Below are 13,496 nucleotides of genomic sequence, written 5' to 3' on the forward strand. Positions count from 1 at the left end.
GTTATCTGAACGGAAACTTAATCAAACTCACAATGTTTGATATGGGTGACGAACTGGGGTATTCGACAAAATTCAGATAAACTCAGCGGTATTGAAGCGCTTAACGGCAAGTATGAGTAAAGGAAACAAGATGAACTACTGGCTTATGAAATCGGAACCCGACGAATTCAGCATAGATGATCTTAAGGCTTGCCCTAACCAAACCGAAGCTTGGCATGGGATCCGTAACTATCAGGCGCGTAACTTTATGCGCGATGAGATGCAGATTGGCGACAAGGTATTTTTTTACCATTCAAGCTGCAAAGTGCCCGGAATTGTCGGCATAGCAGAAGTCGTGACCAATGCGTATCCCGACAGCACAGCCTTCGATCCCGAATCGAAGTATTTCGACCCTAAGTCAGATCCAACCAAACCAAGATGGCTGCGAGTGGATATCCGCTTTGTCAAAAAATTTAACGAGATTATTCCCTTAAGTTTGATAAAAAGTTTACCCCAACTGGCGGACATGTATTTAGTCTCTAAGGGGTCAAGACTCAGTATCCAACCTGTGACCGCCGAACAATGGCAAGCTGTACTCATGTTAACCCGCTAGAAAGCAATCTTGAACCAGAACGTTCAGCTATAGTTCATTTAGCATCGCCTATTGTTGGCCACATCCAGCATTGGACACAACATCAACTCAATGCCCCTTAGGAGTACAGATGAATAAATTGACCTCAGTGGTAATCACAGGACTTGTCCTCAGCTTAACTATGTCCATCTCAACCTTTGCTAAAGATGACCATAAGCACCACAAAAAGGATAAAAGTCTACCGCCGGGATTACAGAAAAAAGTTGACCAAGGCCAGCCACTGCCACCCGGTTGGCAGAAAAAACTCCAGCGTGGTGCTGTGCTTGAGCATGATATTTATGATCGCGGCCGCATCGTAGTGCCCTTAGACAGAGATGGCATCATTAGCATTCAAGTCGAAGGTGCACTAATCAAACTCGATAATAACAGCCGTAAAATCCTCGATATCGTCAATATCATTACCGATTAACTTCCCATGACAAAATGGCATTTATAACTGACACATTTACAACTACGCCCAGCGCTTATCTGGGCGTAGTTGTACTTCTTAATACTGCTTTCATCTATCAAAAAACGTTGTCTGTAAGACAATTTATCATCCCAGTCCTCACTCAATAACGTTCTAACTTACAATAAAGCAACATATTGATATTTATCATATCTTTACTATCTGGCTATTGGTCGTAAATTGGCTAAATGCTAGACTCATGCAGGGTGAAAAGATATCGAACAGAACAAGATAAGTGTCACCTAAAAATACTCATGCGGCTAAGGCCAAATCTTAATTGAATTCATAGCATCCCGATAATGACCGTAGACTAACGCTGGATTTTTGATAATGGAAAACACCTCACTTCAACGGGTTAAGCAGGCAATTATTGCGGGGTTCTGGGCATCACTCGCCAGTATTTCTGTGGGTTTTCTATTTAAACTCTGGCTAGCACAATGGGTTGCCAAAGCCGATCTAGCGCTCTATCACACAGTGATCGACATTATCTCACTGTCGCTAATCCTAATGACGGGATTTCGCTCCTCTATGGTGGTGACCTACTCCCAGACCAAGCAAGATGTGGATATTACCAATATATTCCGCTACAGCTTGATCGCTATGGTATTACTGACATGGGGCTTAGTTTTACCCTATATCAAACACAAACTTCAGCTCAATGTAGAATATTTTCAATTGGTTGGGATTATTCTGAGTATGGGGCTCAAGGTCTATTTTACCAATCAAATTGCCATGTACCGGCTATATGCCATCTCCAATAGAGTCACTTGGTTAGAGCCGCTCGCGCAAGTGACTAGCTTTTTATTATGTTTCTACGGCTTAAAACAAACCGCCATTGCATCACTCTTTTACAGCATGACACTGTCATCGCTCATCGTTGCCTTATATATGTACTTAAAACGGCGCAAAGATATTGCCACTCCGCCCTTAAGTGCAGTGCATTTTGATACGGGTTTACGCAGTTTTATGAAGAAAAGCCTGACGGCGTCCATGGAAGCGGGGGCCAGTATCTTGATGATTTACATCACCGTACTGCTGACTATTGCCTATTTCAGCATAGATGAACTGGGTGATTTCCAAGTGGTGGTGCGGCCGATGATCACTTACCTCACCCTGCTTTTTGTCTTTCCCATCTACCGGTTTGTACTGCCCGAAGTCGCAGTGTGCGTACGAGAAAAACGCTTTGACGAAGTCCAACAAATTAAATCATGGCTGACGAAAGTTTCTTTGTGGATCAGCGGTATTTTTTTTGTCGTTATGGTTTTTGCGAGCAAGCCGTTAGTCGCTTGGTTATTCCCCGAGCAATACATTAAAGCGGCCCCAGTATTAATGCATTTCTCCATGTTTTTTATATTTATGATGCTCAATGGCTACCAGCTAGCTTATATCAAAGCTCATGGCTACTTTACTCAAAGCCTACTTATTCGCCTTGCTGGTATCGCAGTACTGGTCGGTACTTTCTACGCTTACCGCCTGTATACGGAGAATGTCGTCGCGGTGATTTTAGCCTTAGGCACGGGCTATTTGATGATGTATCTCATATCTAAACTAATTGAAAGACGCATTCAACAAAGCCTTAACAACGGCGAAAATGCTTAAAACAATAAAGGAAATGACAGGTTTCAACTAAAAAGGCATCCCAGAGGATAGTCTGGAATGCCTTAACAGGAGACAGCATGTCAGCTTATAATTTAGCGCCCATCGAGCATGCGACCAATACCACCAAGCACAGAGCCTTCACCGCGATCACTGCCACCCGCTGATGGGGCATGGGCGATAATACGGTCCGCCATACGTGAGAATGGCAAGCTTTGTAGCCAAACCGTCCCGTGGCCTTTGAGTGTGGCTAAAAACAAACCTTCACCGCCAAAGACCATAGACTTTAATGAGCCTGCACGCTCTATGTCGTAATCAATCCCTGAGGTAAATGCAACAAGACAACCTGTGTCAACTCTTAAGGTTTCACCTTTTAGTTCTTTTTTCACTAAGGTGCCCCCCGCATGGATAAACGCCATACCATCGCCCTGTAGACTTTGCAGAATAAACCCTTCACCACCGAAAAATCCGGTACCTAAGCGGCGATTAAATTTCATCGTCACGCGTGTACCTAAAGCCGCAGCCAAAAAACTGTCTTTCTGACAGATAAGCTCACCACCATGTTCGGCCAAGTCGATCGCTAGGATAGTGCCAGGATAAGGGGCGGCAAAAGCGACTTTACGTTTTTGATTGCCTTGGTTGGTAAAGTGAGTCATAAAAATGCTCTCACCCGTCAATGCCCGTTTACCCGCGCCCACCAACTTGCCAAAAAAGCCTGACTCAGGCTCAGAGCCATCGCCCATTTTGGCCTCAAAGCTAATATCTTGCTCTAGATAATTCATCGCGCCCGCTTCAGCGACCACGGTTTCGTTAGGATCGAGTTCCACTTCAACCAACTGCATACTGTGGCCGATAATTTCATAATCCACTTCATGACAACGTCTAGACATACTGTTCCCCTTAACTGTCAGTTCCTTGTTACTATCCTTTAGATTGACCCCGATGGACGACTCTTTACCTATCGCGGCTCAATTTCACTCTTCATCTCGACCTTAATCTAGATCTTAGCTCAGTCTGAATTTAGGCCTTATTTTAACTCTCAATCTAAGCCTTAATCTGACCTAGGCATTAATCTATGACATAAAATGTCAAAATGCGATTATTTTATGCGGTAACTTGTATCAAAAGATGACAAGCGAAGACTTATCAACCCAAACCCACACCATTAAACTGCTCAGCCTTAGCAAACTCCTCTAATATCAACTCGGTAAAAAGTTGTCCCGCACGACCTAACGGTCGCTCTAAGGTCGAGACGAGCTGTGGAATAAACGTAAAACGACTGCCACCGACGAAGTCGATTTCAACTAATTCGCCCTTAGCCAACTCTTCTTGCACTAAAAAGTCCGGCAACCAGCCAAAACCTAAGCCTTTTAACAAGGCGTTCTTTTTCATGATAAAGCCAGAAAGATAAAATACTTTATCGCCGCCAAATTGCATTTCATCGCGGTAACTTTTATTGGGTGAAGAGTCTTCGATAGTTAATTCCACATGTTGCTGCAGCTCAGACAAACTAATTTCGCGAATAAAAGATAAAGGATGCGAAGCACTGGCCACCAGCACGCTAGTAATTGCAGGCAAAGGCTGCGGATGATAATAGGGGCCAGTGCGATAATCTTTCACTAACATCAAGTCAGCATTATCACGCTCAAATCTGTGTTGTACACCGCCTAAAAACTCCATATTCAGCTGAATTTTAGTGGGGATCTGATGTTCAGCCATGCGCTTTAAGGCCGTCATGATAGGCTCCATCGGTAAGGCACCGTCTATCACTAGCTCTAGCTTGGGCTCCCAGCCTTCACTGAAACGACTGGCAAGATGTTCAATGTTTGCAAGGTGTTGCAGTAATCTTTGTCCCTCGGCCAAAATCACGCGGCCCTCTTGCGTCAGCTCAGCACGATATTGCTCACGGCTAAAAAGCGGCACGCCTAGGTGCTCTTCTAACTTTTTAACTTGATAACTCACCGCCGATTGCGCTTTGTGTAATCGCTCCGCCGCCTTGGCAAAACTGCCCTCTTCCACCAGCACTTGCAGCACATTAAAAGCATCAATATCGATGCGCATGGTCACTCCTTGGCTCTAATGAACATGTCACGGAAACACTACGATTCGTAAAGATTAGAATACCATCTAATTTTTAGATTGAGATAACGGATTTATTATTCTTTTTTTTGTTCATTCAAGCAACTAAATTGATAACAAGATCACATAACCATAACGACAAGCGAAGTAGAGCTAATCTCACGCCGCTGTAAAAACCAAGGATCCTCCATGCCATTTTATGTGAAACAAGGCCAGATTCCCCATAAGCGCCATATCGCATTTGAAAAGGAAAACGGCGAGCTTTACCGTGAAGAGTTGTTCTCAACCCATGGTTTTTCCAATATTTATTCCAATAAATATCACCACAACATGCCAACCAAAGCATTGGAAGTGGCGCCCTACAGCCTAGGCCATGGTGCCAATTGGGAAGATTCGCTGGTCCAAAACTATAAACTCGATTCCCGCGACGCCGACCGTGAAGGTAATTTTTTCAGCGCCCGTAACAAGATTTTTTATAACAATGACTTAGCACTGTATACCGCCAAAGTCACCGCAGATACCGAAGAGTTTTACCGTAACGCCTATGCCGATGAAGTGGTTTTTGTCCACGAAGGCGAAGGCACACTCTACAGCGAGTACGGCACGATTAAGGTCCAAAAGTGGGACTATCTCGTGATCCCACGTGGCACCACTTATCAGCTTAAATTCAACGATTACAGCAATGTGCGACTTTTCGTCATCGAGTCATTCTCTATGGTGGAAGTGCCTAAGCATTTCCGTAACGAGTATGGTCAGCTATTAGAATCGGCACCTTACTGCGAGCGCGATTTGCGCGTACCTACATTGCAAGATGCTGTGGTTGAGCGCGGCGCCTTCCCCTTAGTGTGTAAGTTTGGCGATAAGTACCAACTCACCACACTTGAATGGCATCCCTTTGATTTAGTGGGTTGGGATGGCTGCGTTTATCCTTGGGCATTCAACATTACCGAATACGCGCCAAAGGTAGGCAAAATCCATCTACCTCCTTCTGATCACTTAGTCTTTACCGCCCATAACTTTGTGATTTGTAACTTCGTACCGCGCCCCTACGATTTCCACCCTAAATCGATTCCGGCGCCTTATTACCACAACAACATAGATAGCGACGAAGTCTTGTATTACGTCGATGGCGACTTTATGAGCCGCACGGGCATTGAAGCGGGTTACATGACCTTACATCAAAAAGGTGTGGCCCACGGACCACAACCGGGCCGAACTGAAGCCTCAATTGGCAAAAAAGAAACCTATGAATATGCAGTGATGGTGGACACGTTCGCCCCACTGAAATTAACCGAACATGTACAAAATTGCATGAGCAAAGACTACAACCGCTCTTGGCTAGAAGACTAGCCCCAAGCCACCAGCACTCCCATGCGGGAGTCATTAGAGTGACGGCGTGTTGCACTAAAATAACGAGGAAAACAACATGGCAAGCGAACTAAATCCACTGGGCCTATTAGGTATCGAATTCACTGAATTCGCCAGCCCTGATACTGATTTTATGCACAAAGTCTTTATCGACTTTGGTTTTTCTCTGCTGAAAAAAGCCAAGAACAAAGACATCCTATACTACAAACAGAATGACATTAATTTTCTGCTCAACACTGAGCGCGAAGGTTTCTCAGCTAAGTTTGCTAAATCCCACGGCCCAGCCATTTGTTCTATGGGCTGGCGTGTAGAAGATGCCGGTTTTGCCTATCGCGTTGCCGTTGAACGTGGTGCAAAACCCGCCGATGATTCCAACAAAGATCTGCCTTATCCTGCGATTTACGGCATTGGCGACAGCTTAATTTATTTCATCGACACCTTTGGCGCAGATAACAATATCTATGCCGCTGATTTTGAAGATTTAGACGAGCAAGTCATCACCCAAGAGAAAGGCTTTATCGAAGTCGATCACTTAACCAACAACGTCTACAAAGGCACAATGGAACATTGGGCTAACTTCTATAAAAACATTTTTGGTTTTACTGAAGTGCGCTACTTTGACATCAGCGGCGTACAAACCGCGCTAGTGTCCTACGCCCTGCGCTCACCCGATGGCAGCTTCTGTATCCCGATCAACGAAGGTAAAGGCAGCGATAAGAACCAAATCGATGAATACCTGAAGGAATACAATGGCCCAGGTGTGCAACATTTAGCCTTTAGAAGCCGCGATATCGTTAAATCTCTGGATGCGATGGAAGGCAGCTCAATCCAATGCCTAGACATCATCCCTGAATACTACGACACCATTTTCGACAAGTTGCCTCAAGTGACTGAGAATCGTGAGCGCATCAAACATCACCAAATTTTGGTGGATGGTGATGATACAGGCTATTTATTGCAAATATTTACTAAAAACCTGTTTGGACCGATTTTCATCGAAATCATCCAACGTAAGAATAACTTAGGTTTTGGTGAAGGCAACTTTACTGCCCTGTTTGAATCAATTGAACGGGACCAAATGCGCCGCGGCGTACTGTAGTATTCATCCTGCTAATAAAAAACGGTACGCACTGCGTACCGTTTTTCTTTCTACGAATATCTACATCGCCATCTAAATCACCATCAGCTTTGACACCAATCACTCGGCTTTAACTTTCCTACGCTAGTCCACATCGATAGGTTTGATAACCTTACAAGGGTTACCCGCCGCCACACAGTTCGACGGAATGCTCTTATTCACGACACTACCAGCACCGATGACACAATTATTACCAATGGTCACACCGGGTAGTACAGATACGTTTCCGCCTAGCCAGACATTATTACCGATTTGAATTGGCGCGCCGTATTCCGTCGTTTGCCGCGCAATGGGATTAATAGGATGTGTTGCGGTAGAAATCATCACATGGGGACCAAACATCACATTATCGCCAATCGAGACGGAGCAAACATCTAATATGGTTAGATTATGATTGGCGTAAAATTGTTTGCCAATATGGATGTTATAGCCGTAATCGCAAAAGAAATTAGGCTCAATATGGGCGCAGTGTTGAATATCAAGCAGGCCACGAAGATGCTCCATTCGGGCATCAAGCAAAGTCGGTTCGGCCAGATTAAACTGATGACAAATGGATTTCGCCCGCATCCGCTCAGCCAATAACTCATCATCCCAAGCCTTATAGGGCTGGCCCGCCAACATTTTTTGTTTCTCAGTCATCGTATTGTCAACATTCAGTCCATGATGACCTAACCCTAACAATCGATTGATGAAAGTTCAAGAACTGCCTCATATGCTCTTGAATGAACTACCCGTCTTGCTGACAGAACATTTAGCTAATAGCCAATGTGAGTCACATTCAAGCATTAAATCTCAATCGAGACAAAGGTCATTGCCTTTGTTCGTCATCACAATAGAGTTCTGCAAATAAATACACTAGACACAAACTGTTCAGCGGCATGACAGGATTTGTCCAAATCATCCGGCTGTGACGCCCTGCTTCACCGAAGATTTCAAGCAATAAATCCGAAGCCCCATCGAGTGCTTTAGGATGTTCAAAGCAAGATTGATGCACATTTAGCACTCCTTCCAAGCGGTAAATTTGTTTTATCCGCGAAAGCTCACCGCAAGCCTGTTTCAATTGGGCAATGGCATTTAGGGTCGCAAGACGACAGGCAGCGTAGCCTTCGCTCACAGTATGATCTGCGCCCAATTGTCCTTGATACTGAAGCTCGCCCTCTAAATAGGGAAACTGACCCGAGGTCATTAACTGACTGCCAACAATTGAATAGGGTTCATAATTTCCAAGAGCCGCAGCAACCTCAGGTAGTTCAAGCCCAGCGGCCACTAGCCGCGATTCAGGAGTGATCATCATAATGTCACCTCCTGAGATGAGACATTCGCAGGATTAAGCAGCGGGGCTAACCACGTCGTCAAATGCTGAGGATTGACTGTCAGCCAGTTCGCAGCGGCCTCATCTTCCGTCATTCCTTGTCGATTAACCGCATAATCGAGTTCTGCAACCATTTGATTCGATAATACTATGTTATCAAGTACCTGAATTTGTGCGGGCGAGAAATTAACCGCTAACTCGCGTTCACGGGCGAGCAATACCGCTTTATCTTTTCCCCCGAGTAAACCTTTAGGGTCCTGAAGATCGCGAATGCCGTATTGATGATGTAAAAATTGTGGATGCCACAAAGGAACGATCACCCAATCGTTTACCGCCACAGCAGATTCAAAAGCGGCGACACAGTCGGCCTGAGTGCCAGTTCTAAATTGATAACCCGCCGCCGTTAATCCATATTGCGCCATGATATTTTTAGAAAATCGCGTGATCCCCGCCCCCTCACCAATCCCTTGAATGATGGGCCGCATACGTTGCTGCACGTTAGGTTTGAGTAAATCCTCAATGCTCGATACTTGCTCAACAGGCACATAATCGGGTACGCCCCAGAGCGCATAGGGCCCATAATGTAGCCCGAGTTGCCGCGTAGCAACTCGCTCTTCGACACCTTGTCGATAAATCCCGTGGCTATGGGGCAGCCATGCTGAACACAGCATATCCACTTTGCCTTCACCTAGCTGCTCAAAATTAGCCTCGTGCAATGCATAGCTTCGTTGCACCTCTTTACCCATAATCCCTATCACATGGGTCACCACAGCGGCGGTGACGCGATGAAAACTTAAGTCTGTCACTCCCATGCGAATCATCGGCTTACCCTGTGGGCTCTCCATATTTGTACTCGTATTCAATGAATTCATACCCATCACACCTCGAGGAAATAATGCCAATGATGCCAAACTGCCCAATCCCAGCGTTTGCAATAATTGCCTTCTGAAGACATTAATCTCCGCCATGTTCAGGCTCCTTGGTGTCTAAAATAGTGAGCCTATCCATCACAATTCCTACGATGGCGTTATCCTTTGCATAGGGGAATATCATCTCTACTTTGATGCCATTCGGATCTTCAAGAAACAACTGATGTTCACCAATCTCAGGCACAATTCGTTCCTCAAAAATCATCCTCTGCTGGCATAAATGCTGCTGCATCTGGTGTAAATCCGTACCACGAAACGACAAATGGTCAACACGTCCCGAGCCATAAATATTTCTGCTTTCCCCTAAGTAGGCATCTAGCGCTTGATCGCCCGCTTCCACCAAATGCAAAATGGGCTTATTTGAGGCATAGAGCCAATGTCCAGGAAAACCAAACTGTGGCCGCCAACCTAATTTCAATCCAAGGATAACTTGATAAAACAACAGCGTTTCAACCAGTTTGGGTGTTCTGATGGTAAAGTGATCCAATCCGATTATGTTCATATTGTCATCCTCTGGCAGTACTGACTCGGTATAACCAAGTGCGAATCCAAACCGTTTTAATCCGCAAAAATCGTGTGAATAAATTCAGTTAAGATAAGCACTTGACGTAAGGTTATAAGATTAATTGTTAAGGTTAATTACCACGAACGCCCGCCGCTAACGGCTTAAAACGGAAAATATAATAAGGTGGACTGTTTTCAGCTTTGCCATTGTTTAATGGTGCCGATAACGGTAATTGCGCAGCCCCAGAGTACAAATAACCTTGCTTGCCATAACTCACACCGTCGGGCCAAACCATACGTTCATCATGGACATAAGTGCGATACTGGCGAGAATCAGCAGGGATCACACCAATGGCCCGCTCTCCCACTTCTGTTAGATACAAATTATTCGCTTCATCAATACTTAAGCCACCGTTGTCGGGCTTATCGGCATAAGCCTCCACTTTGGCAGAGAGTGCCGCAGGCGTTAACGAAGGATTGATGAGATCTGTCATCCGCACACGGTAAACTTTGTCTTTATTCATCGGGGCAAAGTAGAGCCATGTTTGGGTTTTATCTAAAGCAATGCCATCGGCACCCACATAGACTTCAATCTGCTTTCTACCTTTTGAGTCCTTATCGATAATCAGTGGCCGCTGTAAGTCTGGCATCACACTGTTATCACCCTGTAATAGGCGCCGACTTTTCCCTGTATTTAAGTCCACAACCACCAGCGCAGCCTTTTCACCAATGGGACCCGTGCCAATCCCCTCATCGGCAATCACAATCGCTTGATGTCGAGATGAGATAACAAAGTCATTATGTTGTGACTCAGGAAGAGAGACTGGCGCGGGCAAATGAATAATGCGATCTAATTGGTTTTTCTTGGTATCCCACGCCACTAATTTAGGCTCAATACGTGGCGCCTGCTGGCCAGAGTCTAATAGCCAAACTCTGTCTTGATCGTCGGTTCGCAGCCCCAACACCCAATTAAGGCAAGTGTCAGGTTCTTTCGCTTTGCCCTGCGGATCATGGCATTGCTGCCAATCCGAATTAGGAAATGGCTTAGTACTACCATCCGCTAAAAGCTCTGCCACCTTAATGTTAGGTTGATAGAAAGGGTGATAACTGAAAATCAATCGATCATCTGATGTGAAAGTAATACCGCCCACAGCCCCATCAAGTTCGGCAAAGACTTCCATTTTTGCCAGCGGCTCAGTCTGTGTCGCCCATGAGTGAGAACACAACAAACTGGTTGCCAGTAGAGTAAAAGCCTTTGATAAAATTGGGTATGTAATGCGCTTAGATAATATGGTCATCTTCATTCCTCCTAACGTGGGCCAGCTAAAAGCGTTAAACTTGCTTCGCCTAATCTATGCTGCCAAAGATTGAATCCCACCAAAGCGGGTGTTGATCCCTTGTCTATCGGCAACTGCGCCACATCCAAAGCATGCACTGTCCATACATAACTGTGTTCACGTCCCTCTGGTGGACAAGGTCCAAAGAATCCAGGTTTACCTAAATCGGTATTAGCTTCAATGGCACCACTGGGTAGCGCTCCGCCATTCACACCACCTGCGAGAGTCGACACCTGTGCCGGAATGTCATACACAACACGGTGCCAAAAACCACTGCCAGTAGGCGCATCTTTGTCATATAAAGTGACAGCAAAGCTCTTGGTACCGGCAGGTACATTTTGCCAAGTTAAACGCGGCGCAATATTTTCGCCCGAACAACCAAATTGATTCCAATAATACTCAGGAGGAAACCTTGAATTATCAGCTAAATTACTTTCGAGACTAAACGCAGAGGCACTGTCGTCAGCCATAACGTAATTAATACTGGCGGCCAAAGCGACAGTCACTAAGAGAGTCTTTTTAAAAGAGGAGAAATAAGGCGATTTCATAATGTGCTGAACCCATTTTTGAACTGTACTAGAACAGTCATTAACCATTGATTTGAGAATGTGGGTTAGCATATCAATCAAATTATGATTGATAAGGCGCATTTGGTTGATATGAGTTTCAAAAAATATTGGATAATCTCAACATGCTTCTCAGTTATTTTTAGGTTATGGTAGTTTCAGCAAAGATAATGCAAAAAAGTAACAACCAAACGACTAAGATATGTTCTTAACACAATAATATAACGAGGATTAGCTATGATTAAAGCGGCTTATCAACCTTGGTTTCCCGTGAGCAGAAACCTAAAGCCACACCCGAACCTGAGTTGCAGATTAGACCATTTATCTTTAACCATTCTGTGGCAGGAACTTGATAACGATGCATTCACAATGGAATTATATTTCCCAACGATATCTGGAATACAAGTAATTGATGAGTCAAGTTATCAAACCTTCTTAGATAACATAAGTGATAACTTTAGCGATATTCAACATCATGATAAAAGCAATACGCCATTCCCTATTGATTCAGATTTAAATATCACGAATCAATCCAATGTCGATTATTTTTCTTTACCTTGGCCAATATGGAAGTCGGTAAAAAATGCACGCCGTCCTTATTATGGTGAATTAGGCGAACATATTTACCAAGACCTATACAGTTATTATATGGTGGGCGCCGATAGTGTCTACTTGATCGATACTGATGTAGAACCTACAGTCAATGTCTTATCTTGTAAACTATGAGGTTAATCGCTGTTAACCGAACAACTGCAGAATTAATCACAATGGGGTTAGTGAGCATATTGTTAATAATAACTACAGTATGCTTTTTGCGTGAAATATCGCCAGCCAACACAACCGATTACATTTAAAGAGAGCAAGTTCAAAATAAGCAGATTGGCTAAATCCGCCGTTTTCATTACACTATCGGCCTTCTCATCTTCACCCAAGAATGACCAAACCATGCCTGATTTTGCCTTACTCGCTGTGTTTATCCCGACTTTTTTCTTTGTTTCTATCACGCCGGGCATGTGCATGACACTCGCCATGACCCTGGGTATGAGCATAGGTGTGCGCCGCACCCTGTGGATGATGCTGGGTGAACTGGTAGGCGTGGCGTTGGTGGCGACAGCCGCCGTGATGGGCGTGGCCAGTATCATGCTCAACTATCCCGAAGTCTTTCAAATCTTCAAATGGGTTGGCGGAATTTATTTAGGCTTTATCGGCGTACAGATGTGGCGCGCGCGCGGCAAGATGGCCATATTAAGTGATGATGACACTAACCCCAGAGCCAGCAATGTTACCTTGATCTCCCAAGGCTTTATTACCGCCATTGCCAATCCAAAAGGTTGGGCATTTATGGTGTCGCTACTACCCCCTTTTATCAATGCCGAGCGCGACGTCGCGCCGCAGCTCCTCGCCTTACTGAGCATTATCATGGTGACCGAATTTACCTCTATGCTCGCCTACGCCAGTGGTGGCAAAAGCCTGCGCATCTTCTTGAGCCGTGGCGATAATATTCGCTGGTTAAACCGCATTGCAGGCAGCCTAATGATAGGCGTAGGAGTTTGGTTAGCCATGAGCTAACGGTTTGAACTAACCGCTT

The 13,496-nt window shown here is 44.9% G+C and carries 15 protein-coding genes; 7 read left to right on the forward strand and 8 right to left on the reverse strand.

The window, feature by feature from the left end:
* Positions 1 to 130: 130 nt before the first annotated feature.
* From L5M40_RS02930 to L5M40_RS02940, 3 genes are all read left to right on the forward strand, one after another.
* Positions 131 to 592 carry an EVE domain-containing protein gene (locus tag L5M40_RS02930; RefSeq protein ID WP_028759596.1) on the forward strand — a complete coding sequence of 154 codons (462 nt, stop codon included), beginning with the start codon at positions 131 to 133 and terminating at the stop codon, positions 590 to 592.
* Between the two features lie 109 nt (positions 593 to 701).
* Positions 702 to 1,040, forward strand: a complete 339-nt coding sequence (locus tag L5M40_RS02935) for a hypothetical protein (protein WP_263177611.1) — start codon at positions 702 to 704, stop codon at positions 1,038 to 1,040.
* Positions 1,041 to 1,409: 369 nt separating this feature from the next.
* On the forward strand, positions 1,410 to 2,678 hold the full coding sequence (locus tag L5M40_RS02940) for a hypothetical protein (protein WP_219255603.1): 1,269 nt from the start codon (positions 1,410 to 1,412) through the stop codon (positions 2,676 to 2,678).
* Positions 2,679 to 2,770: 92 nt separating this feature from the next.
* Here L5M40_RS02940 and L5M40_RS02945 read toward each other — a convergent pair whose 3' ends face one another.
* Entirely contained in the window at positions 2,771 to 3,565 is a 795-nt protein-coding gene (locus tag L5M40_RS02945) for a TIGR00266 family protein (protein ID WP_028759593.1), read from the reverse strand.
* A gap of 256 nt (positions 3,566 to 3,821) precedes the next feature.
* A complete protein-coding gene (locus L5M40_RS02950; RefSeq protein WP_028759592.1) occupies positions 3,822 to 4,736 on the reverse strand; it encodes a LysR family transcriptional regulator in 915 nt (304 codons plus the stop codon).
* A 207-nt stretch (positions 4,737 to 4,943) separates the two neighbouring features.
* Between L5M40_RS02950 and L5M40_RS02955 the strand changes: the two genes are divergently transcribed.
* Together L5M40_RS02955 and hppD are read left to right on the forward strand one after the other, a co-directional pair.
* Positions 4,944 to 6,104: a homogentisate 1,2-dioxygenase gene (locus tag L5M40_RS02955; RefSeq protein ID WP_263177610.1), complete on the forward strand. Its 1,161-nt coding sequence runs from the start codon at positions 4,944 to 4,946 to the stop codon at positions 6,102 to 6,104.
* 76 nt (positions 6,105 to 6,180) lie between these two features.
* Positions 6,181 to 7,221, forward strand: coding sequence for a 4-hydroxyphenylpyruvate dioxygenase (gene hppD, locus L5M40_RS02960; RefSeq protein WP_263148914.1), 1,041 nt, complete (start codon positions 6,181 to 6,183; stop codon positions 7,219 to 7,221).
* Between the two features lie 123 nt (positions 7,222 to 7,344).
* Here hppD and L5M40_RS02965 read toward each other — a convergent pair whose 3' ends face one another.
* The 6 genes from L5M40_RS02965 to L5M40_RS02990 form a co-directional block, all read right to left on the reverse strand.
* A complete protein-coding gene (locus tag L5M40_RS02965) occupies positions 7,345 to 7,899 on the reverse strand; it encodes a sugar O-acetyltransferase (RefSeq protein ID WP_263177609.1) in 555 nt (184 codons plus the stop codon).
* 169 nt (positions 7,900 to 8,068) lie between these two features.
* On the reverse strand, positions 8,069 to 8,554 hold the full coding sequence (locus L5M40_RS02970) for an Atu1372/SO_1960 family protein (RefSeq protein ID WP_198573679.1): 486 nt from the start codon (positions 8,552 to 8,554) through the stop codon (positions 8,069 to 8,071).
* The gene (locus tag L5M40_RS02975) at positions 8,551 to 9,540 is read right to left on the reverse strand and encodes a glycine betaine ABC transporter substrate-binding protein (protein WP_263148912.1); all 990 of its coding nucleotides are present in this window, start codon (positions 9,538 to 9,540) and stop codon (positions 8,551 to 8,553) included. The genes L5M40_RS02970 and L5M40_RS02975 overlap by 4 nt, the downstream gene beginning before the upstream one ends.
* Positions 9,527 to 10,003: a VOC family protein gene (locus tag L5M40_RS02980; RefSeq protein ID WP_263148911.1), complete on the reverse strand. Its 477-nt coding sequence runs from the start codon at positions 10,001 to 10,003 to the stop codon at positions 9,527 to 9,529. The genes L5M40_RS02975 and L5M40_RS02980 overlap by 14 nt, the downstream gene beginning before the upstream one ends.
* A 133-nt stretch (positions 10,004 to 10,136) precedes the next feature.
* Positions 10,137 to 11,303 carry a major royal jelly family protein gene (locus L5M40_RS02985; protein ID WP_263148910.1) on the reverse strand — a complete coding sequence of 389 codons (1,167 nt, stop codon included), beginning with the start codon at positions 11,301 to 11,303 and terminating at the stop codon, positions 10,137 to 10,139.
* Between the two features lie 11 nt (positions 11,304 to 11,314).
* Complete coding sequence (locus tag L5M40_RS02990) at positions 11,315 to 11,890, reverse strand: YbhB/YbcL family Raf kinase inhibitor-like protein (protein ID WP_263177632.1); 576 nt, start codon at positions 11,888 to 11,890, stop codon at positions 11,315 to 11,317.
* Positions 11,891 to 12,145: 255 nt separating this feature from the next.
* On the opposite strand from L5M40_RS02990, the gene L5M40_RS02995 reads away from it, so the two are divergent.
* On the forward strand, positions 12,146 to 12,634 hold the full coding sequence (locus L5M40_RS02995; protein ID WP_263177631.1) for a hypothetical protein: 489 nt from the start codon (positions 12,146 to 12,148) through the stop codon (positions 12,632 to 12,634).
* A gap of 219 nt (positions 12,635 to 12,853) precedes the next feature.
* Complete coding sequence (locus tag L5M40_RS03000) at positions 12,854 to 13,477, forward strand: LysE family translocator (RefSeq protein WP_263171908.1); 624 nt, start codon at positions 12,854 to 12,856, stop codon at positions 13,475 to 13,477.
* The last annotated feature ends 19 nt before the right edge of the window (positions 13,478 to 13,496 follow it).

Origin of the sequence: Shewanella sp. SM68 (genome assembly GCF_025653925.1) — a bacterium.
Lineage (GTDB): Bacteria > Pseudomonadota > Gammaproteobacteria > Enterobacterales > Shewanellaceae > Shewanella > Shewanella oncorhynchi.

Bases quoted from the DNA above. Each gene is read 5' to 3' on its own strand.
- L5M40_RS02930 (WP_028759596.1), top strand. From the start codon at position 131: ATGAACTACTGGCTTATGAAATCGGAACCCGACGAATTCAGCATAGAT.
- L5M40_RS02935 (WP_263177611.1), top strand. From the start codon at position 702: ATGAATAAATTGACCTCAGTGGTAATCACAGGACTTGTCCTCAGCTTA.
- L5M40_RS02940 (WP_219255603.1), top strand. From the start codon at position 1,410: ATGGAAAACACCTCACTTCAACGGGTTAAGCAGGCAATTATTGCGGGG.
- L5M40_RS02945 (WP_028759593.1), bottom strand. From the start codon at position 3,565: ATGTCTAGACGTTGTCATGAAGTGGATTATGAAATTATCGGCCACAGT.
- L5M40_RS02950 (WP_028759592.1), bottom strand. From the start codon at position 4,736: ATGCGCATCGATATTGATGCTTTTAATGTGCTGCAAGTGCTGGTGGAA.
- L5M40_RS02955 (WP_263177610.1), top strand. From the start codon at position 4,944: ATGCCATTTTATGTGAAACAAGGCCAGATTCCCCATAAGCGCCATATC.
- hppD (WP_263148914.1), top strand. From the start codon at position 6,181: ATGGCAAGCGAACTAAATCCACTGGGCCTATTAGGTATCGAATTCACT.
- L5M40_RS02965 (WP_263177609.1), bottom strand. From the start codon at position 7,899: ATGACTGAGAAACAAAAAATGTTGGCGGGCCAGCCCTATAAGGCTTGG.
- L5M40_RS02970 (WP_198573679.1), bottom strand. From the start codon at position 8,554: ATGATGATCACTCCTGAATCGCGGCTAGTGGCCGCTGGGCTTGAACTA.
- L5M40_RS02975 (WP_263148912.1), bottom strand. From the start codon at position 9,540: ATGGCGGAGATTAATGTCTTCAGAAGGCAATTATTGCAAACGCTGGGA.
- L5M40_RS02980 (WP_263148911.1), bottom strand. From the start codon at position 10,003: ATGAACATAATCGGATTGGATCACTTTACCATCAGAACACCCAAACTG.
- L5M40_RS02985 (WP_263148910.1), bottom strand. From the start codon at position 11,303: ATGACCATATTATCTAAGCGCATTACATACCCAATTTTATCAAAGGCT.
- L5M40_RS02990 (WP_263177632.1), bottom strand. From the start codon at position 11,890: ATGAAATCGCCTTATTTCTCCTCTTTTAAAAAGACTCTCTTAGTGACT.
- L5M40_RS02995 (WP_263177631.1), top strand. From the start codon at position 12,146: ATGATTAAAGCGGCTTATCAACCTTGGTTTCCCGTGAGCAGAAACCTA.
- L5M40_RS03000 (WP_263171908.1), top strand. From the start codon at position 12,854: ATGCCTGATTTTGCCTTACTCGCTGTGTTTATCCCGACTTTTTTCTTT.